Source organism: Spirosoma sp. SC4-14 (assembly GCF_037201965.1).
Lineage (GTDB): Bacteria > Bacteroidota > Bacteroidia > Cytophagales > Spirosomataceae > Spirosoma.
In genome coordinates, this window is sequence record NZ_CP147518.1 from 975,769 (window position 1) to 998,038 (window position 22,270).

Here is a 22,270-nt window from a genome sequence, read left to right on the forward strand (position 1 = left end):
CTTATGCAAAAGACTGTAGTACTCGACGTTGTTGGATTGTCGTACTCGCTGATTGGCGAGCACACGCCCTTTCTGAAACAATGGTTTGCCAATAAACATCAGGCAACCATTGATCCGATGCTTCCGGCACTGACAACGTCCGTACAGTCTACGTATGTGACGGGAAAATGGCCCAGCGAAACCGGTATTGTTGGCAATGGCTGGTATGATCGGACCGATTCGGAAGTGAAATTCTGGAAACAGTCCAATAAGCTCGTCGCCGGTGAAAAAATATGGGAGCGTGCCCGAAAAGTAGATCCGAATTTTACGGTTTCAAAAATGTTCTGGTGGTACAATATGTACTCGACTGCTGATTTTTCGGCTACCCCACGCCCACAATACCCGTCTGATGGCCTGAAAATTCCCGATTGCTATACCCACCCCGGCGACCTGCGCGATCGATTGCAGAAAGAGCTTGGCACATTTCCGCTGTTTCAGTTCTGGGGGCCAGCAACAACCATTAAAAGTTCGCGCTGGATTGCCGATGCGTCCATGCTGGTCGACAAGTGGCACCATCCCACCCTCACGCTGATTTATCTGCCGCATCTGGATTATTGCCTGCAAAAATTTGGGCAGGATTTTGCGAAAATTGCCAACGATCTGCGCGAAATCGACGAGGTCTGCCGCGACCTGATTCAGTATTACGAAAAAGAAGGAGCCGAAGTTATTGTGCTGTCTGAGTACGGCATCACCAACGTAAGCAACCCCATTCACATTAACCGGATGTTCCGCGAAGCCGGGCTGATCCGGTATCGCGAAGAACGCGGGCTTGAAATGTTCGATGCCGGTGCATCGCCCGCCTTTGCTACGCCCGACCATCAGATTGCACACGTTTACATCAACGATCCGTCGGTGTTCGATAACGTGAGGACAATGCTGGAAAATACACCGGGTATCGAACTCGTGTTGGACAAAGAACAGCAGAAACAATATCACATCGATCACGAACGCTCCGGCGATCTGGTTGTTGTGGCCGATGCCAATAGCTGGTTTACCTACTACTACTGGCTCGACGATGCCCGCGCTCCGGATTATGCCCGGCTGGTGGCGATTCATCAGAAACCCGGCTACGACCCGGTTGAGATGTTTATGGATCAGACCAATCCATTCATAAAGCTCAGAGCAGGCTATAAGCTAGGACGTAAACTGCTTGGTTTCCGCTACCTGATGGATGTAATTTCGCTGGATGCTACACTCGTCAAAGGCTCACATGGGCGCATTGGTACGGCACGTGAGCACCATCCGGTATTTGTGAGTAGCCGAAACGTTGGTAACTCCCTGATGGCTACAGACGTATACGATCAGATCTGGAATACGCTTTCGGCCGAAGTGCGTCAAAAACAGACGAGCTAACTTCTTGGTTGTTCTGACGAAAGGTCGTAATTTAACTCTATGAAAGCTCTCGTCGTCCTCCTTTTTCTCGTCTCGGCCTGTACATCGAACCGACTGCCGAAAGTGAATGCGCCAGTCGACGGTGCCGAATATTACCAGCCCGGCCAGCCGACCTATGCGCTTCAGTCGCGGCTCTATCCTGACCCACAGGGCGGTTTGGGGCATTCGCAGGACCCTGATATTAAAGTTACAGACGTTCGATTGACAGCTTCCTATACGGTAGTGTATATGACGTATGCGAAGGATAAGCAGGATCGGTACTTTAATTACAATAGTGCGAGCAGCATCTCCTTTAACTCCAAAGCAGTTTTAGCTTCGCTGGATGGCAAGCGGACGTTTGCTTTGCTGAAGACCGAAGGCATCCCTTTATCGCCCGAAACACTGGAAATTAAAAGTGACGAAAAGCTTCAGTTTGTGCTCTATTTCGAACGGCTCGACAAAGGCATTGAAACTTTCGATCTGTTTGAATGTAAGAGCGATAACGAAAATTCCTGCTTCAATGTGGCAGCGATAAAAATCGAAAACCCTGCCGAACCCCATACGCCATAACCGAGATAATAGCGCTTTAAAGCGCAGACTGGATACTGATACGCGGCTATCGTCGTTAAAGAAAGAGTAGCAGTATTTAGTTGATAGTGTAAGTATGTCTTTTTTTTCCTCTCATTACCGATTACGCGTACTCTTTCTGTTTGTTGGTTTATTGGTTAGTCTGCTTGTTGTTGCGCAGGTAACGCTGAAATATCGAATGCTGAATGGCTATGCCCTGAGCGACGACGCTCCGCTTACTAAAGGGAAACCAACAATGTTTATTCTCGATCAGGCCGATGCGTTTGAGAAGGTTTTTAAACCAGCACAAGTAGGTGGGAAACGGCCGGATGTGCCAAATTTTGCGCGGGAAACAGCCATTGGAATCGTATTGCCTCCGTCGACAAAGCCGCCCAGAGTTTCAATTAGCCGGGTATTTGTGCAAGACTCGGTACTCAATGTCCGCTACATTCGGATAAAAGATACAACCCGCAATAAGACCCCATTGGTCACGCCCGTTCAGCCGACGCTTTTGCTGGCCATACCTGCCCAAAAAGTACTAAAAACCCGACTTATCGAAAACGGTAAAGTGATTGTTACACTTCGTACGAAAGAAGAAAAGTAAACAAGGAGAATAGCTGGTTAGAGAATTTCGATTATCGCCATGATTTTGTCTACCTGAAAATCGGTCATCTGTCACTAGGCAGATGACCGATTTTTTTAGATGCTCGCTGAAGCCTCGGGCAGACAACTGAAACGCTGCAATCACGTTCGAATAAATTTCAGTAGTCAGGCAACGGCCTTGTTCTCCGTCTCCGTATTGTGTGGTAAAAGAGTTCGGTCATGGCTCTAAAACCACTGTAACAATGCGAATCATTCTTCTAAGCCTGAGTTGCTTACTATCGTTGGTCGTTAATGCTCAGGATAGCCTCATTTTTCGAAACGGAACAGAATTGTCCGTAAAGGTGCTGGAAGTATCGCCTTCGCAGCTTAAGTATCGACGGCAGGACAACCCAAATGGCCCCGTGTATAGCATCACCATTGATGATGTGTTGCTGATCAAGTATGCAAACGGGACAAAAGACGTGTTCGGAACCGGCAACACCGTTGCCAGACAACCTGAATCTACGGCTCGCGAATTAAGTCCCATGCCGCAGCCGGGGCTATCCGGCCTTCGCTACCGGGGTGGGTTGTTTAAGCAATATTTTGTTGATGATAATGGCGAACCGTTGCCCCGCACAGAAGTACGGACACAACTGGCCAACCATCATGATGCCTTACTGGCTTATCGGCACGGACAGTCACTGCGTCGGTTTTCGTGGGTTGCAGCTTTATCATCAGCGGCCTTGATTGGTACAGGCACCGGGCTGCTTCTCTTTCAGTATGATCACTGGCGGTCAGAAAACCGACCACTCACAACCCAGACCGGAAATACTACTCCGGTCAATGACCGAGATCACGACCGCAGAGGTTTTCGTAGAGATCTGGGTATTGCATTGGGCGGAAGTGGCCTGATAATGGGTGCTGCTGCCTTACTGCTTAACTATCGGGCCAATAGCCTGTTTCGCCGGGCCGCTTTTCGGTATAACCAACATCAACGCACGGTCGGAATGGAATGGGCACCTAGCCTTCAGGGAACAGGAATTGCAATGAAGCTTACCTTTTAACTAGTAAAATGATGCATAAAACCACCGAATCAATTGATCGACTGACGTTTCTGAAACAGTTAGGCTTAAAGGGAAGCGCTTTGGTTGCGTTCTACTGCGCCGGGACGTTAAGTTCCTGTACGCAATCGGGCAGTAATGATCCTGCTCCAGCTTCTTCGTCCAGTTCATCGGGTAGCACAACCACGGGTTCCAGCACTACATCGTCGGGTATTACACTCGATTTAACATCGGCAGCGTATTCGAAATTGACAACGGTTGGCAACTATGCCTATACCGGCAATATTCTGGTGGCGCATATTAAGGATGGAAGCTATATTGCACTGTCGAAAATATGTACACACGAAGGCTCGACGGTACAGTACGTTTCTAAGAACAACAATATTTATTGCCCTAACCACGGCGCTACGTTTAGCACTACCGGAGCCGTTACGGGCGCTCCGGCCAGCCGTGCGCTTACGCAGTATAAAGTTACGTTAAGTACCGACGGCAAAAGTCTGCTTATTGCTACGTAGTATAGGGCTTTTTCATAACAATGCCGTAGGCATGTCATCGTAGTAGCTATTCTAAGATGTCACCACTCCGGGGGGTGATACTGTTTTATGAAAAAGCCCTGCTACATAGTATTAACCTTTGACAAAGGTCGACCTTTGTCAAAGGTATTGGCCTCTAAACCAGTTGGCCAGCATATTTAGCCTGCATGGTTTTTATGAATGTATAGCCATTTTCGGCAATGTCCCACGGATCGTTGTATTCGCGCCAGACGTTGATGCTGTTGGCAAAATCGATGTCGTTTCGGCTGAAGGCTTCAATGGTCATCCAGCCGGTATAGTTGATTTCTGCCAGTGTAGCGAAGGTGTCGTCCCAGGGGATATGTCCGGCACCGGGCGTTCCGCGGTCGTTCTCGCTGATATGAACGTGTGCCAGTACAGGAGCAATGGTGCGTATCGCATCCGGGAACCGCTTCTCTTCCATGTTGGCATGGTGCGTATCGAACATGGCCCGAACAGTTGGGTGGTCGGTTTGGCGAATCAGTTCGGCCAGTTGAGCCATTGTATTGCAGAGATAGCATTCAAACCGGTTCAGGGCTTCGGGAGCGAGTACAATACCTGCCTGTTGGGCATAGTCGCCAGCGGCATGGAGCACTTCGGCACTATATGCATATTCGTCGGGTTGCGGTTCGCGCCGGGAGAACGTAGCAAAAGCCGAATGCATGGGGCCACAAATGACCGTAGCGCCCATGGCATGTGCCTGGTCGATGGCTTGCTTAAGCCGGTTCAGCCCCTGCTCACGAATTGTCTGCGACGGGCTGGCCGGATTTTCTTCGGGACTCATGACCATTACGGCGGTACTTTGCAAGCCCAGTTGCTGTAAATGATCGCCAAACTGTTTATAGGCCGAAGCGTCCTGATAATCGATAAAGCATTCGATGCCATCGTAACCGATTTTTTTCAGGCGCTCCGTCATTGGATACATTTTTTCGGATATAGGCGCTGACCAGGCCAGCAAATTGAAACCAACCGGACAAGATTGTAACGTAGGCATACGGGTAAGGTTAGTGTTATTATTTTTCCATCGGATGCTGTTTGAGCAACTGATCGGGTGAGTAAAAATCTTTTTTGCCCGCCGTTGCCGTTCGAACAGCTTTTACTTTTTCGGGCCTGATGGCTGGAGCGTTGTTGCCAAATGAGTTGCGTACGTAAGTCAGTACGGCCGCTATTTCATCATCTTTCAGCAAGCCACCAAAGGGGGTCATGGGCACTTGTCCGGGATATTTCTGATTATGTACTTCAATAGGGCCCAGCAGGCCTTTCAGCGCAATTTTAATCAGACGGTCTTCGTTACCCAGCACCCAGTTGGTACCAGTCAGGGGCGGAAACCCAGAAGCCGATAGCCCTTTTCCGTCGGGCTGATGGCAGGTTGCGCAATAACCTTCACGAGCATAAATCTCTTTCCCTTTATTATACAAAGCCAGTTCGGCACCTTTCAGTGTCGATTTGGTGGCATCTTCTTTCTCTTCTTTTACATTCTCATCTTTCAGGTGAGCAACGGCGGCTGTATGAGCATGGATCATCCATTCGTCCAGCGGTTTTTTCGCGGCTTCTGCCAGAATGGGCAACCCTTTTTCCGGACCTATCCAGGAAGCGGCAACAATAGCCGCCAGTCGAACACGACTGTTTTCATCGCGAGCGGCCTGCATCAGCAGGTCGGCCTGGTCGGGAACCTGATGGCCCGTATACCGCACCACCTGAACCGCAGCAGCGCGGGCATGATAATCTTTTGCCTTAAGTACCTGACGCAGCAACTTCTGATCGACCTTATCCAGCCCCCAGCTTACCCACAACCCTTCCAGCAAATGGTGTTCATAGCGCGGGTCATTTTTGTCGAGTTTGGCAACCCAGGTATTCAGTTTGGCCAGTACCTGGGCCGCATCGCGACCCCGTAGTTCACGGCGAGTGCGGTATCGTGTTCGATATTCAGGAAGTTTCAGGTTGTCCAATAATTCGTCGATACTGGCTCCGTCGATTTTTGCTGGTTTAACTAGTGGCCTCGACGGATACGTAACCCGATACACCCGCCCGTGCGAATGGTCGCGCAGCGGATCGCGGGCGTTGTGCTGCATGTGCCCGATCAGGATGTTGTGCCAGTCGATCACATAGAGCGAACCGTCGGGGGCAAATTCCATATCGACAGGGCGGAAGTTTCGATCTTCGCTCACAATCAGATCGGCCCGATGATGGCTTTTGTAGCCCGTACCATCGTCGACGAGTGTGTGTTCTTTGGTGCCCAGAAAACCAATTGTATTATTGATCAGAAAATCACCCTGAATGTTGTCGGGGAAATGTCGGCTCGATACAAATTCGAGACCAGATGTTGGCCGAACCCGGTGAGCCTCTTCAACCAGTTGAACCGATTTATGAGTGAACTCGCCATAGCGCGGCAACACCGATCCCGGCATCATCCAGCGAACGTCGGGACTGGATGTTTCGGCAAAAAAAGGCTGACCCCAATCGTCGAATGCAATACCCCAGGGGTTGGGAATCGATAGCTGGGCCGTCCGCTCAAGCTTGTGCAATTGAGGGGCATACCGATAAAATCCGCCGTTGGTAGCACGAACAGGCCCATACGACGTTTCGACATTGGTATGCAGAAAGACCCCTTCGCCCGAATAGATGGCACCCGATGGATCGACCGTGAAGGCGTGGCTGTTGTGATGCGTATCGTGGTCATCGAATCCACTCAGCAGAATTTCTACTTTGTCGGCTTTACCATCGCCATCGGTATCGGTCAGAAATTTCAGGTTAGGCCCCTGTGATACATAAACGCCTTCCGGGGCAATTTCGAACCCAAGGGGCAGGTGAAGGCCATCGGCAAAGACGGTTTGTTTGTCGGCTTTGCCATCGTTGTTGGTATCTTCCAGAATAATGATTTTATCGTTGGGTTTCGAATCGCCCGGTTTGTAATGCGGATAACTGGGCATCGTAGCAATCCACAGCCGCCCTTTGTTATCGAACGACATCTGCATGGGTTTGGCCAGATCGGGAAACTCCTGCTCCGACGCAAACAGTTCGATTTTATAGCCCGGTGGTACTTTCAGTTTGCTGAGCGCTTCTTCGCCGTAGAGATAAGTAAGACTCCCATTCTTTTCCGGGTTGAAATTGGTTTTAACGGGCGGTAATTTTTTGGTATTCTTATCGGCGGCCGCCAGATCCATTTTCTCACCCTTCGAGGCTGCCAGCCAAACGGCCGTGTCCCGAATGGCGGTCATTTCGCGAATTTTCTCAATTTCGGCCGGGTAGTTGTCGGGGCCAAACGGATTGTACCGACGACCGTAGACATGAACGCCATTTGGAATTTTGAAGTCGTTATGCCACATCCAGTTTTTTTCCATCACGGCATCGTGAACCAGCTTGCGGTTCGCATCGGCTTTGGGCGATGCTTTGCCAAATACCTGATCGGCCAGCAAAATACCCAGTCGCTTATACCCTTCCTCGTTAAGTTGGGAGCCGTCGATGGTGAGCGGTTCGGTGCTGGCGGCATACCATTGCTGAGAAGGCGTAAATGCATCAACAAAACGAACGTTGTTTTTCTGGGCAACCTCCTGCATGGCTTTAGTATACAGGGCCAGGTTACCATTTTCTTTTTTGCCGTTCGGTAGGTCATATTTGTCCGACAAGTCTTCGAAGGCAATGGGCGAAACCAGCACCAGTTGGGGGGCTGTTGATCCGTTGTATTTCTGATTGAGCGTCCATTTTACGAACGCATCCAGTTCGGCTTTGTAGTTATCGAGCCCGGCTTTCCCCTGAAATGATTCGTTATAACCGAAGAAGGCGACAATCACGTCTGCTTTCAGACGGGTTAACCATTGATCGGGTGTATCGAAATGCCCTTCGCTGTGTGAATTGTTGGCATATTCGGTCCCTTCCTTAAACTTCTCCGCACCCGGAAAAGCCCACGGCAGATTGCGGCTGGAACGCGGACGGAAACCAGGCGTGTCGCCCGGATCGCACATGTTGCGGATATACAGCATGGATTCCGGATAACGTACCTGCATTTCGGTTTCGAAGTTGTCGTAGAACAACATACGAGAACCCAGGTTGTTGCCAATCAGTACAATATGGGCTCCCTTACTGACCGAAAGCGATTGGGGCTGGCCGGAATGGAAAGCACTAAAAGCGATCAGGGCTAAGCCAACTGTGCTGAGCAGCCCAACGATGCCGATGATTCTGGATTTAGTCATTCTTTGATTAATGGAAGGCGTTTAGGGAAAATGTCTGGACATGAGATGCTGGATGTTGGGTTTTAGAGAAACGTTTACTATCCAGCATCCAACATTATTTTGGATGACCGTAGGGAACATTAATAGCTATTTTCCCTTTCCACTTTTTGGGAACAGGTTTGCCAAGTTCCCAGTGAATGGCGTTGATGACCAGGCGCTGAAACGCTTCGACCTGAAAATCTTCGGGATGGCCGAGGGTTGTCATAAATGTTTTTCCGCCCCACTGGTTCTGCCACGTCCAGGCAACTGGGTTGTCGATAGCTTCTTTGTCGGGATTGACCGATTTGCCCATCAGCAGCGGAACGGCTCCTTTGGCCGGATAGTCGGGCAGAACGCGATAGAGCCACGAGGCTACATGGAACGAAGGGGCAACGCCAGTCAGAATAGGGTTTTTAGCGGCTTCAGGAATAATCGTGACGTCGGTTGTGCTTTTATGGCCATAGTGCGTATGTTTGGCTGCACCACCCCATCCGGGAGGGCTGCCCAGTGCAAATTCGCCGAAAGCGTTCCATTTTTGCCGGGGATCGCCATCGGGATAATTAAAGGCATGCGTGGTTGTGCGAAATCCCATAACCGGCTTGCCCGATTTGAGGTACTCTTCGATGTAGTTTAACTGCTCTTGCGGTAGCTGACGCCAACGCAGAAAGAAAACAGCCAGATCGGCCTCACGGAGTACTTCCAGGCCGGGAATGTCTTTTTCGCCGTTGTAGTCGGGAACTGACTTCAGCACTTTGGTTCGCATGCCATAGTTTTTCTCAAGCTCGGCAGCAATGAAAGGCAATGTTAATTCGCCACTGTATTCGTGGTCGCCGGTAACAAACACAACATAGGGTTTGGCGGCTGTTGGGGAGGTTGCAAAGGTTTTATTTTTTGTCAGGCTCAACAAACCTGCCAGCCCAAGCAGACCAGCGGTTTGTTGCAGAAAGAGTCTGCGTTGAGTGTTCATAGAGATAATTTTCTTGTACGGATGAGTTCGCTTATCAGTTAAGAGAATATGATCGGGAATTTACTTAGCTAATTTAGTTTGGCTCAGGAAATAATCTGTTCCTGGGTCGCTATTCCTGTATAGGTTGTTTGCGGGGTAGCAGAATGTCGAAAGCCGTTCCCTGTCCCAGCCTCGATTCTGCTTTTATGTGTCCATGATGACCTTCAACAATTTTTTTGCAGATAGCCAGCCCAATTCCCGTTCCTGGATATATTCGACCATGCAGCCGTTGAAACAGTCCGAAGATTTTTTCTTCGTAGGTTTTGTCGAAGCCGATTCCATTGTCTTCAACTCTTATTTTAACAAGATCTGTTGATTCTAAATGCGCCAAGTGCCGGTCTTGTGCGGTTAGTGGCATTGCCTTAATGGTAACCGTTGGCTGGTTGCTCTGATTGAACTTAAGTGCATTGCTGATCAGGTTCTGAAAGAGCTGGTGCATCTGGCCAGGAATAGCCTCGAGGAGCGGGAGCGGTTCGCGGAAAATACGGGCGTTTTTCTCAGTAATGGTAATCTCAAGATCTTCAACGATTCGATTCAGCAGGGCATTTAAATCAGTTTGTTCGAATGGGAGGTCATATTGCGAAATTTTGGAGAGTGTCAGTACATTATCGATGAGCGCCTGCATTCGGCTGGCAGCGCTCGTGATCCGGCCGAAGTACGATAGTTCGTCGGTACTAAGCTTGTCCTCAATTTGCGTTTGAAGAATATTACTAAAAGCCTGAATTTTACGCAGGGGTTCTTTCAGATCATGCGAAGCAACCGATGCAAATTGCATCAGATCGAAATTAGACCGTTCGAGTGCTGAGTTGCTGCGACTGAGTGCCTGTGTTCGTTCCTGAACCCGAATTTCGAGCTCGTCGGCTAGTTTTCGGTAGCGTTGCTCGCTTTCTTCTATTTTTAGCCGACTAAGTACCTGCTCCGTAACATCAGTGGCCAGTACCAGCACGCCCGTAATGTTCCCATTGGCTTCGCGCCGGGGCTGATAAACAAAGTTCAAATAAACCGTATACGATTCGCTATTCCGAATTAATTGAACCGGAGCTTCATTGGCATGATAAGGAACTCCCGTTGTTGTGACCTGCGCAAGCAACTGATCGAAGCCCTGGCCTGCCAGCTCAGGTAATGCTTTAAGCAGTGATTGGCCGTGCAATTGCTGAGGAGATCGGTCAACCAATTCGGCATAATGTGGATTGGCCAGTTCAAAAACAAAATCGGGACCCAGCCCTAAAATAGCCATCACTACCGGAGCCTGCTCAAATAGGCTCCTTAGCTGTTCGGAAGCGCGGTTGCGCTCTTGAGAGAGGCTGAGTTGTGCGCGCACACGGGCCAGCAGCTCATTGGCCGAAAAAGGTTTAATCAGATAATCGTCGGCTCCTGCCGTATAGCCATCTATTTTAGCTTCTTCGCCAGCTCGTGCCGATAGAAGCATTACCGGAATACGGGCCGTTACTGGATCGGCTTTTAGGGTTCTTAATAACTGTTCGCCGTCCATGATGGGCATCATAATATCGCTCAATACCAGGTCTGGCGGTTCCGATTGGATCAACTCCAGGGCCGATCGGCCTTCGGGTGCAGTTTTAATTTGGTAGAGGGGTTCCAGAAGCCGCTGGATGTACATTCGCATGTCGACATTATCATCAACGACCAGAATCTTTTGGCATTTGCTGACATCTTTAGATGGGGCAACTAGCTCGGGTGAGCTAGTTGCCGACGGGCTGCCTTGTGCTAACGGCTGTTGGGGTAGATCGTCGGAAAGAAGTTGATGGGCTTCGGTCAAATAGGCTTTCAACTGAGAGTTGCGAACCGATACTTGCTGACTGGGGGGTGGCGTAGAGGGTAAAGCCGACACGTTGCTTATCGGAAGATGAACCGTAAAGGTTGTGCCCACACCAGGCTGGCTCTCGGCGGTTATGGTGCCGCCATGCATCAGGACCAGTTCTTTAACCAATGATAAACCAATACCGGTGCCTTCGTATGTACGGCCACGGGTGGTCGCTACCCGATGGAATCGTTCAAACAGGCGTGGCATTTCCTCAGATGGTATGCCAACACCGGTATCTTTGATTTGTAGGATCACTTCGTTCGCCAGTGATTTCAACAGAACAGTTATCGAACCTGCCAACGTATACTTGAAGGCGTTCGAGAGTAGGTTAAGAATAATCTTTTCCCACATCTCGCGATCGACATATACGCTACCGATGGCTACCGGACTGCACTGAATATATAGGCTCATGCCTGCACTTTCGACCAGCGAGCGAAAGCTGCTGGCCAGTTCTTCGGTTAATAAGGCCAGGTCCAGGGCTTCAAAATGAGCCTGCATCCGGCCGGCTTCAATGCGGGAAAAGTCGAGTAGGGTATTGACCAGCTTTTGTAGTCGAACGGCATTGCGGTAAGCCGTTTCGATGTTGCCGTGAAGAGAGGTTGACAGGGCTGAGTCGGGTTGCTTCAATGCTTCTTCCAATGGTCCCAGCATAAGCGTCAGAGGAGTACGGAACTCATGACTAACATTGCTAAAAAATACGGTTTTCGCCCGGTCTATTTCGGCTAACATCTCAAGTCTATTTCGCTCTTCTTCGGCGGCTCTGGCGTTCTGAATAGCGTTGGCTACCTGATTGGCTACCAGTTCAAAAAAAGTTCGGTAATCCGAGTCGAGTTGCCGTCCGGGGTTTACGCCCGCAATTAAAACGCCCAGCGGATGATTTTGTCCGGGCGAAATAAGGGGCATCACCATTACTTCGCGGACTGGCTGATCGGCCAGTCCTTTGGGAAGGTCGGTATGATTGGGTATGTATACAACTGTAGATTTACTTGTTTTGATAACGTCGGCCAGTGGCCAGAGCACACTGTTGGTCGATTGGTTTTCCAGATTTACATGGAGTGGGCTGATGGCCTCCTGGCTGGCATTTAGTCGTATAGCCTGTTCCAGCCGGGCCTGATTTCCGATCGGGTCGAGTACATACAGGAGGGCGAACGGAATATCGTCCGGGTTTTTGGCAAGCGTATCGGCTACGGATGCGCAGGCTGCGTCGGCAGCTTTTTCAACGAGGGCCTTAGCGGCTAGTTCCGACAAGGTCCGTAAGCGTCGGGTAGCCAGATTTTTTTCCGTTACTTCGCTACTGGGGCAGAAAAGCCCGGCTACGTTACCCGATTCATCGCGGATTGGGCTGTATGAAAACGAATAATAGGTTTCTTCCAGGTAATCTCCCCGGCTCATAAACAGGCGAACATCGTCAACAAACGTTGCTTTTCCTTCCTGAAAAACTTTATTGGCTAACGGACCACAAAAATCCCAGATTTCGGCCCATACCTGAGCGGCTGGCTGACCCAGAACCCGAGGGTGCTTGGCCAGACTAAGAACCGGAATATAAGCGTCATTGTAGAGAAAAGTAATGTCGGGGCCCCAGCCAATCCACATCGGATGCTGCGAGTTAAGCATCAGATTAACGGATGTTTTCAGGCTTTGAGGCCATTGGTCGATTGGGCCTAGCGGGGTCTTCGACCAATCTATAGCCCGTAGCCGTTCGCCCATTTCTCCTTCACTACTGAGAAAGTCTTCTGAGTGGGTGATTTTATTATTCATGACGCGAGTAGAATAGCGAATCAGTAAAAAAAGCAAGATAGATTGTTTGGGTTTAGTATGGCCAGCATGCCAGGTTGAGTTGTTGTATAACCAGTCTGTCGGGGCACCACAAAACACAACTATTGACTATCTTTCTTGCTAATTACTACGGTTATGGCAAAAAAGCCAGAGGCTCTTTCCGGCCCGCTGAAAATCTTATTAATTGAAGATGATCCTGACGATATTGACCTGTTCGAATATGCTTTTCGGGTCAATGAGCTGTTATGCGATGTCGTAATTCTGGAAGAAGGCGACCAGGTGCTACCATATTTGACCAAGAGCAATAAACGACCCGATGTGGTTGTGCTGGACCTTAATTTACCTAAGGTGCATGGGCGGGATATCTTGAAGCAAATAAAATCAGATGAAGAGCTACAGGCAATTCCGGTTGTGATTTTAACAACCTCTTCGGAGCAGGAAGATAAAGAATATTGCAAAAAAGCCGGAGCAGCCGATTTTTTAACGAAACCTACCGATCTGGAGGGGTTCAAAACAATGGTGTCGACCATAGCCAGGGTGGTCACCGCCTGATGGGTCGACGGTGTTAGCCAGGGAGCCATACATAAACGCGGGAACAACTTTCCTGGGTTGAGAGCTGTTAATTGAGATGATCTGATTTCTGCGACAATAGCGTAATTGTTCTACTGGGCCGAACCGGTTTTCGGGAGATAATTTGAAATTCACGTATGGTGACATCAAGCCCATTGGATACTTTAAGTGCATAGTTTCCTGCTGCTAATTCCATCAGATTCAGGCTCAGTCGGACGGTTGTATCGGCCTGGTCCATAAGTTGTTCAAACAGAACATGCCCGGTAATATCGACCAGATGAACATGTACTTCGCCACCTAGTTCCTTGTTGACATTAACCCGGAGTCGGGTACTATCGGCGGTGATATACGATCCTATTTCGTAGTGAGCGAGTTTGGTTGGGCGTGCTTTCTGGGCCAGTGTCGGCGCAATTGAAACCATCATCGAGAGTACCAGGGTGAGACTTACTGGCAGAAAACCTGAAAAAGCATTCATAACAATGTAGTTTAGAAAAGGAAAAACTAACGAGCCTGATGTTGCTTTTAGAAGTGCAGTATAAAGAGAAGAGCCAGAATGGTAAGTTTGATTAATTAGGTCGAATGGTAGTATTAGTCCATGAATGGCATGGCTATTAGCAGGTATTTAAATTTGTGTATACTAATAGTTTAGTAATGGTTTTTCTTTAGTGAAAGCATTTTTCTTTTATATTTATTAATAAATAAGGTCAATATGGAAAAGTAAGTCCGTATATTTCTAGTGCCGTTAAGTTTCTGATTGCGCCGTGTTCCCATATTTCTCCAGGTTAACTACCTGAACGGGGGCTAGTGAAAACCGAATGGAGGTAGTCTGGTTCTAAATCTGTCAAATAAAAAAGGCAATCCAATCAACCTCGCGCTTTTGGGCAACTTGCTACCGTTTACTATACTAATTTGGGGTAAATGCGCCCTAAGTCTTATTATTATGACAGAATTGGCTAACTGAATTTGTATCTCAAAGAACGTAATGCCTGTTCGATGCCCTCTTTCTGCTGGAAATACTTATATCAAATCTAATTTTTTAGGTTGATAAGCATACAATAATGAAGATAGCGATATGGCATAATCTGCCCAGTGGAGGGGCTAGCAGAGCATTACATCAGCATATCAAAGGATTAGCAGAGCGAGGACATTATATTGAAGTCTGGACCTCATCGCTGGCCGACAGCCAGTTTCTGGATGTCGATTCCTACGTTGCGAAAACACATATTATTCCATTATCTATAGCAACGCGGGTGCGCATCGATTATCTGGACGATATTCGCTCGCTGGCTTATCAGAATAGCACACGAGTTAAACGGATGCTGGCGTTTTGTCAGCAATGCGCTCAGCAGATCGAAGCAGGGCAGTTTGATGTACTGTTTGCCAACTCCTGTCATTATTTTAACATGCCTTTTATTGGGAGGTTCATCAAGAGCATTCCGAAAGTACTTTATCTGGGCGAGCCAAACCGATCGCTATACGAAGCCTACCCCGAACAAAATTGGGCCGCTCCGCCATGCTGGCCCAAATACTGGTATTCGCTGTCGTATTACAAATACGTATGGCGTGATACGATCAGGACTCATCGGGCCCGTGTTCTTGTTCGGGAGGAGGTGGCCAATTATCAGAGCTATACTAAAGTACTCGTAAATTCATTTTATAGTAATGAGAGCCTGCTTCGGGCTTATGGTGGGGGCGGTGATGTCTGTTATCTGGGAATTGACATGGACATGTTCTCATTTATGGACCTGCCCCGCGAACCCTTCGTAATGGGATTAGGATCGTTTCATCCGCCTAAACAACCCGATCTGGCTATTAAAGCTCTGGCGCAGATCGATGCTGCCGAAAGGCCTAAACTCGTTTGGGTTGGTAATATTGGCAATCAGGATTACCTGTCTCAGCTTATCACTCTGAGCGATCAGCTTGGTGTTGTTTTTGAGCCTCGCCAATACGTACCTCACCAGGAGTTACTCCAACTACTCAATACGGCTTCCTGTCTGCTCTATACGTCGGCGCTTGAACCATTTGGTCTGGCTCCACTTGAGGCCAATGCCTGCGGATTGCCGGTAGTAGCTGTTGGCGAAGGCGGAGTGCGGGAAACAATCAACGATGGCTATAATGGCCTGCTGACCAGTCGGCGGCCATCCGAAATTGCGGAAGCCGTTCTGCGGATACTGACTAATCGAAATCTCTTTGAGGGCCTTTCGTCGAACGGACGGCAAATGGTAGCCGATCGGTGGGGAATTGACCAGGCCATTGACCGAATCGAACAGGCACTATTATCGGTTGCCAGTACGGCTAAACGGCCAGGTCGGACAACCTCCTTTGCTGTCCCCAAAAGCGAAAGCAGCTCCGTGCCCTAGTGCCTGCTAGTAGTTGACAGGAGTGCATCAGGTACTTTTTTTGCCCCACGTAGTTTAGAAGCTTACTGCTTACGATGATTTATGCCGTATTGTTGACGGCTCAGATTGGTAGTTTCCGGAGTTTTCTGCTTTTACTATAGAAAGGGTCGGTGTACTGGTTAGCAGGAGCCGATACCGGAAATGTACTCTAATTCAGTCCTTATAACGTCGGGAATACCACCCGAAACCCTCAACTTGCATGAATAATTTTAATATTAACCGACGCCATTTCCTTAAGGGAACTACGGCTTCACTTGCCCTTTCGACATTTGGCGAACGGGGGCTGGATTTAATCTATCCTGCAAAAACCCTGCGCGTTGGGTTAATTGGTACGGGGTGGTATGGAAAAAGCGATTTATTTCGGCTGATTCAGGTGGCACCTGTAGAGGTTGTTGCGCTTTGCGATGTTGATAAAAATATGCTTGCCTATGCGGCCAAGCTCGTAAGTCAGCGCCAGAAATCCGGTAAGACACCTAAGCTCTACGGCGATTACCGGAAAATGCTGGCCGATAACCAACTCGATATTGTGCTGATCGGTACACCCGACCATTGGCATGCGTTGCAAATGATTGATGCAGTCAAATCTGGCGCTCATGTTTATGTGCAGAAACCCATTAGTGTCGACGTCATTGAAGGCGAAGCGATGGTGGCTGCCGCTCGTAAATATAACCGGGTTGTGCAGGTAGGTACGCAGCGAAAAAGCACACCACACCTGATAGAAGCCAAGAAAAAAATTGTCGATGCTGGTTTGCTGGGTAAAGTTGCCCATGTAGAAATGTGTTGTTATCTGCACATGCGCAACAATGGTAACCCACCGGTGCAAGCTGTCCCCGATTTTCTGGACTATGAAATGTGGACTGGTCCGGCTCCTATGCGCCCCTACGATGGCTTGCCGCATGTGCGCTGGTGGCGGACGTTTATGGAGTATGGGAATGGTATAACGGGCGATATGTGTGTGCATATGTTCGACACTGTTCGCTGGATGCTGAAACTAGGCTGGCCCAACCGAATTAGCTCAACGGGCGGTATCTATGTTCAGAAAGATGGCAAGTCTAACATCTCCGATACACAGTCTGCTCTGTTCGAATACGATGGCCTCAACTGCGTATGGCAGCACCGGACCTGGGGAACGCCCAACAATCCTGCTTATCCCTGGTCATTTACGCTGTATGGTGAAAAAGGAACCCTCTGGGCCAGCACGATGGCTTGTGATTTCATTCCGGATGGGAAGGGCGAAAAAATTCACCTGGATGTTGTCTATGAAAAAGAGAAGTATCCGGAAGATGTGACCGAACCAACTGAGCCTAAAATTGAGTTGAATGCTGCACCGGCAACCCGGCTGCATATGCTCAATTTCCTGGATGCAATCGATAAGGGCTCCCGCCCGGTGGCCGATATTGAAGAGGGACATATTTCTACGGCCAGTTGTATTCTGGCGAATATGTCTATGAAAACAGGACGGCCTCTTATCTACGATCCACAGAAACGCCAGATCGTAGGCGATTCTGAAGCCAACGCCCTGCTGGCACGGCCCTACCGCCAACCCTGGATACATCCGGATCCTACCGCAGTGTAGACAGTTTATGAGCTGAAAGCGACCGGGGGTCATGGGCAATCAATCCGCCCATGACCCCCGGTCGCTTTCAGCTCATTTATGATGTTTCAGGAGCCAGTTGTAGAGTGTTTTGTCGTCGAACAGGTACTGTATATTATGCCCCTGATTTTCGAGACGGGTAAATTTAACCTGACCATTGCATTGGGCCAGCCGTTTAACCAATTGTTCGGTTTCACTGATGGGCACAATATCGTCGGCAACTCCATGAAAAGTCCATATTGGTATTTTCTGGAGTTTACAAATTTGCGTTGAATCGTCGCAGCCACCACAGAGCGGCATAATAGCCGCAAACCTGTCGGGATAGGCTACCGCGGTTTGCCATGCACCGTACCCACCCATACTGATGCCCGTTAGATACACTCGCTTCGTATCGATGCGGTAGCGGTTGATTAACTCAGCATAAAGTGGCTCAAACCAGTTGTCGGTCGACCAGAATTTGCCATCGGGGCATTGGGGCGAAGCAATAATAAAGGAGTAATGATTTCCTTTTTCAACCAGAGAGGGCAGGCCGTATACCTTAAGTTTGTTCAGGTCGTTGCCACGCTGTGAACCCCCGTGCAGGTAAATAACCAGCGGGTAAGAGCCCTTCGACGTAGCATAGTCGTTCGGTAAATACAGCAGATAGGGGTACTTTGCTTCTGCCTTGCTTTTTACCGTTGCCTGGCCCAACGCTTTGTAGTTAGAATAATAAACCAGAAAACTCCAGAACGCGAAGGCAATGAACCGGGTCATATCGGTAGAAATAATACGGCAAAGGTCCTCAATTATGAGCGAAATGTAACAGCATTTTGCGGATGAACCAGTTGGTTTCTACAGCGTGTTAGGGTTTTTACTGGCCAACTGATCGCTCAGGTGGACATATTCGGCCGGGAATACGAGTCGAAAGGTAGTACCGATATTTACTGTACTGTCAACTTCAATGGTAGCGCCTAATTTCTCGGCCAATGCTTTTACAATCGATAGGCCCAGGCCCGACGAGCCTTCGTTGTTGGTTGGCTGAGCCGACAGCCGCTGAAACCGCTTGAACAGTTTTTCCTGATCGGCTGGCGTAATACCCGGCCCTTCGTCCTGAACAGAAAGGGTTAATTGCTGGCCGCGCAGAGCTGTCTGAACATATACATTTCGGCCAAACGGAGAGAATTTAAGCGCATTACTGATCAGGTTATCAAGAATGCGTACCAGCGATTCGGGGTCGGTGTGTAGTATTACCGGCCGTTCCAGATTGCGAACATGAATGCGAATATCTTTCTGATAAGCCTGTGCGGCAAAACCATCGACAATGACAGCGATCAGATCGTCGAGCTCAATGTCCTGCCGATTTATGGGTAGATTGGAGGTAATAAGCCGGTTGAAATAAACAATGCTATCGATTAGATTAAGCCCACGTTTAATGGTTTTCTGACCATATTCGATGTTCTCGGTCTGTTCGTCATTGAGCGGACCATTCATCGGCAGAAAACTGAACACAAAACTTAAGGTCGACAAGGGCGATTTAAGGTCATGGGCAATAACACTGATTAAGTTTTCGATTTCGCGATTGGCCTCAAAGAGTTGCTGATTTTTCTGATAAAGCTCCGTTACATCATTGAATAGCCAGATTCGGCCCTTAAAATAAGGAGAAAAAATAGGTCGTGTTAGTACCGATAAAATTCGGTCGCTGAACGTCCAGATCCATTCTTTAATGCTGAAATTCGGATCATGAATAAATTTGGAGGCTGTTTGGTTGATCTCGTCCAGATTCTGAGCCCGGTTTCGCAGTTGCATCATGCCAACCGATAAGTTGGCAGGTGATGGACGAAGTTCGCCGGGTTCGAGATTTAGTAATTCAACGGCGGCCTGATTTACCCAGCTTGTTTCTTCGTCTTCGTTGATCAGGATTACGGCCTGAGGAACAATGCCAAACAAAAACCGATATTGTTGTTCCAGGGCAATGCGCTGAAGCGATAAGCTGCTAATCAATACTTTATCGCTAAACCGATATAAGGCATCTTCAATGTCATCCACCGAATCATCGGATGGCATTTCCCAGCCAATCAGTATCCAGCCTTTAAACGTATAATTTGTTAACCGAAAGCCAGCCACCTGTTTAAAATTGCCCAATATTCCTTTCAGGGCCCGGCGTGGCACAAAGTTCTGATCGAAAAAGAATGGTGTTGATTGAGTCAGATCGTTGAGTTGAGCAGGGTTGAGCAGGCTTGATGTTTTTATAGGCGAACTGGAAAACGGAACCGTGGCGGTCCATTCGTCGCGTTCCTGAACAATATAGCAACTGTCGGCTTTCAGAAAAGCCAGCATTTCGGCAATGTAAGCTTCCTGTAGCTTCGGGCCTATTTCTGTCGCTTCAATAATACGGAATCGCTTTTCTAGCGTTTTAAAATCCATGTCGGTAGGAGACACAACTGGCACCTGTTTGCCAGTAGCATGTGGGCCGCACATCATGCGATGTGGAATATGATTAACTTAGCTCAGAAAAGGCTGGATAGCTTTGATTACTTTGGCAGGGTCACTTATGTGTGGCAAATGCCCTTCGGTATCGACAAAGGCGAGAATAGCATTAGGCATCTGCTTTTCCATATAATAAGCAACATCATTCGGCACAGCAATGTCTTCTTTGGCCTGAATGAGTAGGGTTTGGTGGGGTAACTGAGTAATATCGGTACGGTGGTCGGAATAGAAAATAACTTTTGCAATGGCCAGTGCTACATCCGGCCGCATTGCCGATAGGGTTTTGGTGAAAGCCTGGGCATATTGAGGACGAGTTGGGTTGGCCATCACCATGGGGGCAAACCCGCTGGCCCAGGCATGAAAGTTACCTTCCATTTGCGCAAACAGATCTTCCAGCACTTCATGACTAAAACCCCCTACATAACTTTCTTCGTTGGTGTAACAGGGCGAAGCGTTCAGAAGAATCAACCGCGAAAACCAATCGGGCTCCTGAATGGCGGCCAGTGTTCCGCTCATACCACCGGCTGAGTGACCAATAAAAATGACATCCTCCAATTTGAGCTCTTCAAATATGTCGAGAATATCATCCGCATATGAATAAAGCTGCTTATACTTACGTGGGTTGAAAAAGGGGGTAGTGGCTTCGTTAGCACCTACATAATCGAACAAAACAATCCGATAACCATCGGTAAAGGCCGGAATGATTTCTTTCCAGGCGCTCTGGTCGGTGCCAAATCCATGTGCAAAAACCAGTGTCTTGTCTGCTTGCTGATTACCGACCAGACGAACATTATTTCGAGCAAGGATCGACATGAAATAAGTTTAGTTTTATTTTCTGAATTTATATTTTTTATACTTATTGTTTAATTGATGGTGTATTGTGTTCGAAATTTATTGAAAAAATTACGGATCACTGGCATGAAAGTATCGGTATTTCTTCTCTCTAAGAGACTGCTCATTCTAAAATTGACTATAAGGTGTCTTTTTCTATAGTATTTATAGATAAAATAGTGCCTATTCTATATTTTATATAAATTTCTTTAAAACGCCGGTGTCTACTGTATGTACACCGTTGAACTCAGTTATGCTTACGGCTGGTATGTCAGTCTGAATTTGGGCCAGAAAAGTCTCTTTGTTGAGTGTAAGGAGGTAGGCATCCTGGTCGCCATATACATAGTGCGTTTCAACCGATGCCAAACGGGGTAAATCGACCAGATTTTGGAGACCATCCGGAAAGTATCCAGCCCATAAAATCAACCGATCGATTCGAATATGGCCATGGTTAAGCCAGCGACAGGCCGTGGCTGCCCCCTGCGAAAAGCCTAATACGGTAATGTGGAGGTTGAGATCTGGGGAGAGTATCCGATCATAGAGAGAATTCAAATACGCTGTTAAATCCTCAATTTCGTGCTCCCGGTCTTCCCGTGTTTGCCACGAAGCACCAATTCGTTTGTATTCGTTATTCAAATAAAAACGCGATAATCCTTCTGGAACCACAACCATTGTTCGGCCATCGTCGAGTTCTGAAAATTTCCGACCAAAATATTGAGCTAACTGACCATAGCCGTGAAGGCAAAACCAGACCGATCTGGTTTGTTCGGTCAATTGGCCAATCGTATAATAACGAGCAGTACGCTGGACTATAAGATGATTTTCAAGCATGCAGCAGGTAGTGTTGGGGGCTTACCGCTGAAATCGCGATTGTTGCCGGTCTTTTTTTCGCTGTTCGTAATGGCCTTTTTCGGCAATGTAGCATAAACGGTCAAGCTCAGCGTGTACAACTCCCTGTTTATCGAGCCATTGAACCGTAAAAACGTGCTCGGTTTGTCCATGGGTTTCTACCTCCCGGCGGATGGTTTCGAGGTGTTCATCGGTCACAGCAAAGCGGGCGTATAACGTTTGCCGACCTGGTTTGCGGAATCGAATACTGGCCGATTTATCCCAGACAACATATTGGTTGCCCAGAATTTTCAGTAGCATGACCATGTAAAACGGATCGGTGGCCGAAAACAGACTGCCGCCAAAAATGGTGCCTACATAGTTATAAGTCCAGATGTTTCGGCGTAAACGAATGTGTACTTCCCGCCAGTCGGCCGACCAGAATAAAATCTGGCCACCCGTTCCGAAATACATCGGATACCAGTTGAGCACCGTTCGAAACCACCACGACCTGGCCGATTCCTGGCGGTTGGTTTGTAGAAAATCGGGTTTCATAGTCAAATGTTAACTCTGTTTGCAGGAGTTTGGCCTCTGAATGA

18 protein-coding genes are annotated in these 22,270 nt (G+C 48.4%); 8 read left to right on the top strand and 10 right to left on the bottom strand.

The annotated features are described in order from the left end of the window. Positions 1 to 3 precede the first annotated feature (3 nt). The 5 genes from WBJ53_RS04000 to WBJ53_RS04020 all read left to right on the top strand — a co-directional run bounded on the left by WBJ53_RS04000 (position 4) and on the right by WBJ53_RS04020 (position 4,135). The gene (locus WBJ53_RS04000; RefSeq protein ID WP_338874762.1) at positions 4 to 1,392 is read left to right on the top strand and encodes a nucleotide pyrophosphatase/phosphodiesterase family protein; all 1,389 of its coding nucleotides are present in this window, start codon (positions 4 to 6) and stop codon (positions 1,390 to 1,392) included. A gap of 39 nt (positions 1,393 to 1,431) precedes the next feature. Continuing rightward, entirely contained in the window at positions 1,432 to 1,980 is a 549-nt protein-coding gene (locus WBJ53_RS04005) for a hypothetical protein (protein ID WP_338874763.1), read from the top strand. A gap of 94 nt (positions 1,981 to 2,074) precedes the next feature. After that, on the top strand, positions 2,075 to 2,581 hold the full coding sequence (locus WBJ53_RS04010) for a hypothetical protein (RefSeq protein WP_338874765.1): 507 nt from the start codon (positions 2,075 to 2,077) through the stop codon (positions 2,579 to 2,581). 241 nt (positions 2,582 to 2,822) lie between these two features. After that, positions 2,823 to 3,623, top strand: coding sequence for a hypothetical protein (locus WBJ53_RS04015; protein WP_338874766.1), 801 nt, complete (start codon positions 2,823 to 2,825; stop codon positions 3,621 to 3,623). Between the two features lie 8 nt (positions 3,624 to 3,631). Next, positions 3,632 to 4,135, top strand: a complete 504-nt coding sequence (locus tag WBJ53_RS04020) for a Rieske (2Fe-2S) protein (protein ID WP_338874767.1) — start codon at positions 3,632 to 3,634, stop codon at positions 4,133 to 4,135. A 154-nt stretch (positions 4,136 to 4,289) separates the two neighbouring features. On the opposite strand, the gene WBJ53_RS04025 is transcribed toward WBJ53_RS04020, so the two are convergent. The 4 genes from WBJ53_RS04025 to WBJ53_RS04040 form a co-directional block, all read right to left on the bottom strand. After that, entirely contained in the window at positions 4,290 to 5,165 is an 876-nt protein-coding gene (locus tag WBJ53_RS04025; protein WP_338874768.1) for a sugar phosphate isomerase/epimerase family protein, read from the bottom strand. 19 nt (positions 5,166 to 5,184) lie between these two features. Next, on the bottom strand, positions 5,185 to 8,361 hold the full coding sequence (locus tag WBJ53_RS04030) for a PVC-type heme-binding CxxCH protein (RefSeq protein ID WP_338874769.1): 3,177 nt from the start codon (positions 8,359 to 8,361) through the stop codon (positions 5,185 to 5,187). A gap of 94 nt (positions 8,362 to 8,455) precedes the next feature. Next, positions 8,456 to 9,346 carry a ThuA domain-containing protein gene (locus tag WBJ53_RS04035; RefSeq protein ID WP_338874770.1) on the bottom strand — a complete coding sequence of 297 codons (891 nt, stop codon included), beginning with the start codon at positions 9,344 to 9,346 and terminating at the stop codon, positions 8,456 to 8,458. Between the two features lie 109 nt (positions 9,347 to 9,455). Continuing rightward, the gene (locus WBJ53_RS04040) at positions 9,456 to 12,965 is read right to left on the bottom strand and encodes an ATP-binding protein (RefSeq protein WP_338874771.1); all 3,510 of its coding nucleotides are present in this window, start codon (positions 12,963 to 12,965) and stop codon (positions 9,456 to 9,458) included. Positions 12,966 to 13,118: 153 nt separating this feature from the next. Between WBJ53_RS04040 and WBJ53_RS04045 the strand changes: the two genes are divergently transcribed. After that, positions 13,119 to 13,535, top strand: a complete 417-nt coding sequence (locus WBJ53_RS04045; protein ID WP_338874772.1) for a response regulator — start codon at positions 13,119 to 13,121, stop codon at positions 13,533 to 13,535. Positions 13,536 to 13,602: 67 nt separating this feature from the next. Here the strand turns inward: WBJ53_RS04045 and WBJ53_RS04050 are convergent, their stop codons facing one another. Next, entirely contained in the window at positions 13,603 to 14,028 is a 426-nt protein-coding gene (locus WBJ53_RS04050; protein ID WP_338874773.1) for a hypothetical protein, read from the bottom strand. Positions 14,029 to 14,611: 583 nt separating this feature from the next. On the opposite strand from WBJ53_RS04050, the gene WBJ53_RS04055 reads away from it, so the two are divergent. After that, a complete protein-coding gene (locus WBJ53_RS04055) occupies positions 14,612 to 15,913 on the top strand; it encodes a glycosyltransferase family 4 protein (RefSeq protein ID WP_338874774.1) in 1,302 nt (433 codons plus the stop codon). A 238-nt stretch (positions 15,914 to 16,151) separates the two neighbouring features. Next, a complete protein-coding gene (locus tag WBJ53_RS04060) occupies positions 16,152 to 17,528 on the top strand; it encodes a Gfo/Idh/MocA family oxidoreductase (protein ID WP_338874775.1) in 1,377 nt (458 codons plus the stop codon). A gap of 72 nt (positions 17,529 to 17,600) precedes the next feature. Here the strand turns inward: WBJ53_RS04060 and WBJ53_RS04065 are convergent, their stop codons facing one another. The 5 genes from WBJ53_RS04065 to WBJ53_RS04085 all read right to left on the bottom strand — a co-directional run bounded on the left by WBJ53_RS04065 (position 17,601) and on the right by WBJ53_RS04085 (position 22,226). After that, positions 17,601 to 18,299 (bottom strand): PHB depolymerase family esterase, encoded by a 699-nt coding sequence (locus WBJ53_RS04065; RefSeq protein WP_338874776.1) that lies wholly within the window; start codon positions 18,297 to 18,299, stop codon positions 17,601 to 17,603. A 78-nt stretch (positions 18,300 to 18,377) separates the two neighbouring features. After that, positions 18,378 to 20,006 (bottom strand): HAMP domain-containing sensor histidine kinase, encoded by a 1,629-nt coding sequence (locus WBJ53_RS04070; RefSeq protein ID WP_338874777.1) that lies wholly within the window; start codon positions 20,004 to 20,006, stop codon positions 18,378 to 18,380. 21 nt (positions 20,007 to 20,027) lie between these two features. Next, on the bottom strand, positions 20,028 to 20,825 hold the full coding sequence (locus WBJ53_RS04075) for an alpha/beta hydrolase (protein WP_338874778.1): 798 nt from the start codon (positions 20,823 to 20,825) through the stop codon (positions 20,028 to 20,030). Between the two features lie 213 nt (positions 20,826 to 21,038). After that, entirely contained in the window at positions 21,039 to 21,674 is a 636-nt protein-coding gene (locus tag WBJ53_RS04080; protein WP_338874779.1) for a phospholipase, read from the bottom strand. A gap of 21 nt (positions 21,675 to 21,695) precedes the next feature. Continuing rightward, on the bottom strand, positions 21,696 to 22,226 hold the full coding sequence (locus tag WBJ53_RS04085) for a DUF4442 domain-containing protein (protein WP_338874780.1): 531 nt from the start codon (positions 22,224 to 22,226) through the stop codon (positions 21,696 to 21,698). Between the last annotated feature and the right edge of the window lie 44 nt (positions 22,227 to 22,270).

Coding starts and splice junctions, on each gene's coding strand:
- WBJ53_RS04010 (WP_338874765.1), top strand. CDS start 2,075: ATGTCTTTTTTTTCCTCTCATTACCGATTACGCGTACTCTTTCTGTTT.
- WBJ53_RS04030 (WP_338874769.1), bottom strand. CDS start 8,361: ATGACTAAATCCAGAATCATCGGCATCGTTGGGCTGCTCAGCACAGTT.
- WBJ53_RS04050 (WP_338874773.1), bottom strand. CDS start 14,028: ATGAATGCTTTTTCAGGTTTTCTGCCAGTAAGTCTCACCCTGGTACTC.
- WBJ53_RS04085 (WP_338874780.1), bottom strand. CDS start 22,226: ATGAAACCCGATTTTCTACAAACCAACCGCCAGGAATCGGCCAGGTCG.
- WBJ53_RS04005 (WP_338874763.1), top strand. CDS start 1,432: ATGAAAGCTCTCGTCGTCCTCCTTTTTCTCGTCTCGGCCTGTACATCG.
- WBJ53_RS04060 (WP_338874775.1), top strand. CDS start 16,152: ATGAATAATTTTAATATTAACCGACGCCATTTCCTTAAGGGAACTACG.
- WBJ53_RS04025 (WP_338874768.1), bottom strand. CDS start 5,165: ATGCCTACGTTACAATCTTGTCCGGTTGGTTTCAATTTGCTGGCCTGG.
- WBJ53_RS04020 (WP_338874767.1), top strand. CDS start 3,632: ATGATGCATAAAACCACCGAATCAATTGATCGACTGACGTTTCTGAAA.
- WBJ53_RS04000 (WP_338874762.1), top strand. CDS start 4: ATGCAAAAGACTGTAGTACTCGACGTTGTTGGATTGTCGTACTCGCTG.
- WBJ53_RS04045 (WP_338874772.1), top strand. CDS start 13,119: ATGGCAAAAAAGCCAGAGGCTCTTTCCGGCCCGCTGAAAATCTTATTA.
- WBJ53_RS04070 (WP_338874777.1), bottom strand. CDS start 20,006: ATGATGTGCGGCCCACATGCTACTGGCAAACAGGTGCCAGTTGTGTCT.
- WBJ53_RS04080 (WP_338874779.1), bottom strand. CDS start 21,674: ATGCTTGAAAATCATCTTATAGTCCAGCGTACTGCTCGTTATTATACG.
- WBJ53_RS04040 (WP_338874771.1), bottom strand. CDS start 12,965: ATGAATAATAAAATCACCCACTCAGAAGACTTTCTCAGTAGTGAAGGA.
- WBJ53_RS04065 (WP_338874776.1), bottom strand. CDS start 18,299: ATGACCCGGTTCATTGCCTTCGCGTTCTGGAGTTTTCTGGTTTATTAT.
- WBJ53_RS04015 (WP_338874766.1), top strand. CDS start 2,823: ATGCGAATCATTCTTCTAAGCCTGAGTTGCTTACTATCGTTGGTCGTT.
- WBJ53_RS04055 (WP_338874774.1), top strand. CDS start 14,612: ATGAAGATAGCGATATGGCATAATCTGCCCAGTGGAGGGGCTAGCAGA.
- WBJ53_RS04035 (WP_338874770.1), bottom strand. CDS start 9,346: ATGAACACTCAACGCAGACTCTTTCTGCAACAAACCGCTGGTCTGCTT.
- WBJ53_RS04075 (WP_338874778.1), bottom strand. CDS start 20,825: ATGTCGATCCTTGCTCGAAATAATGTTCGTCTGGTCGGTAATCAGCAA.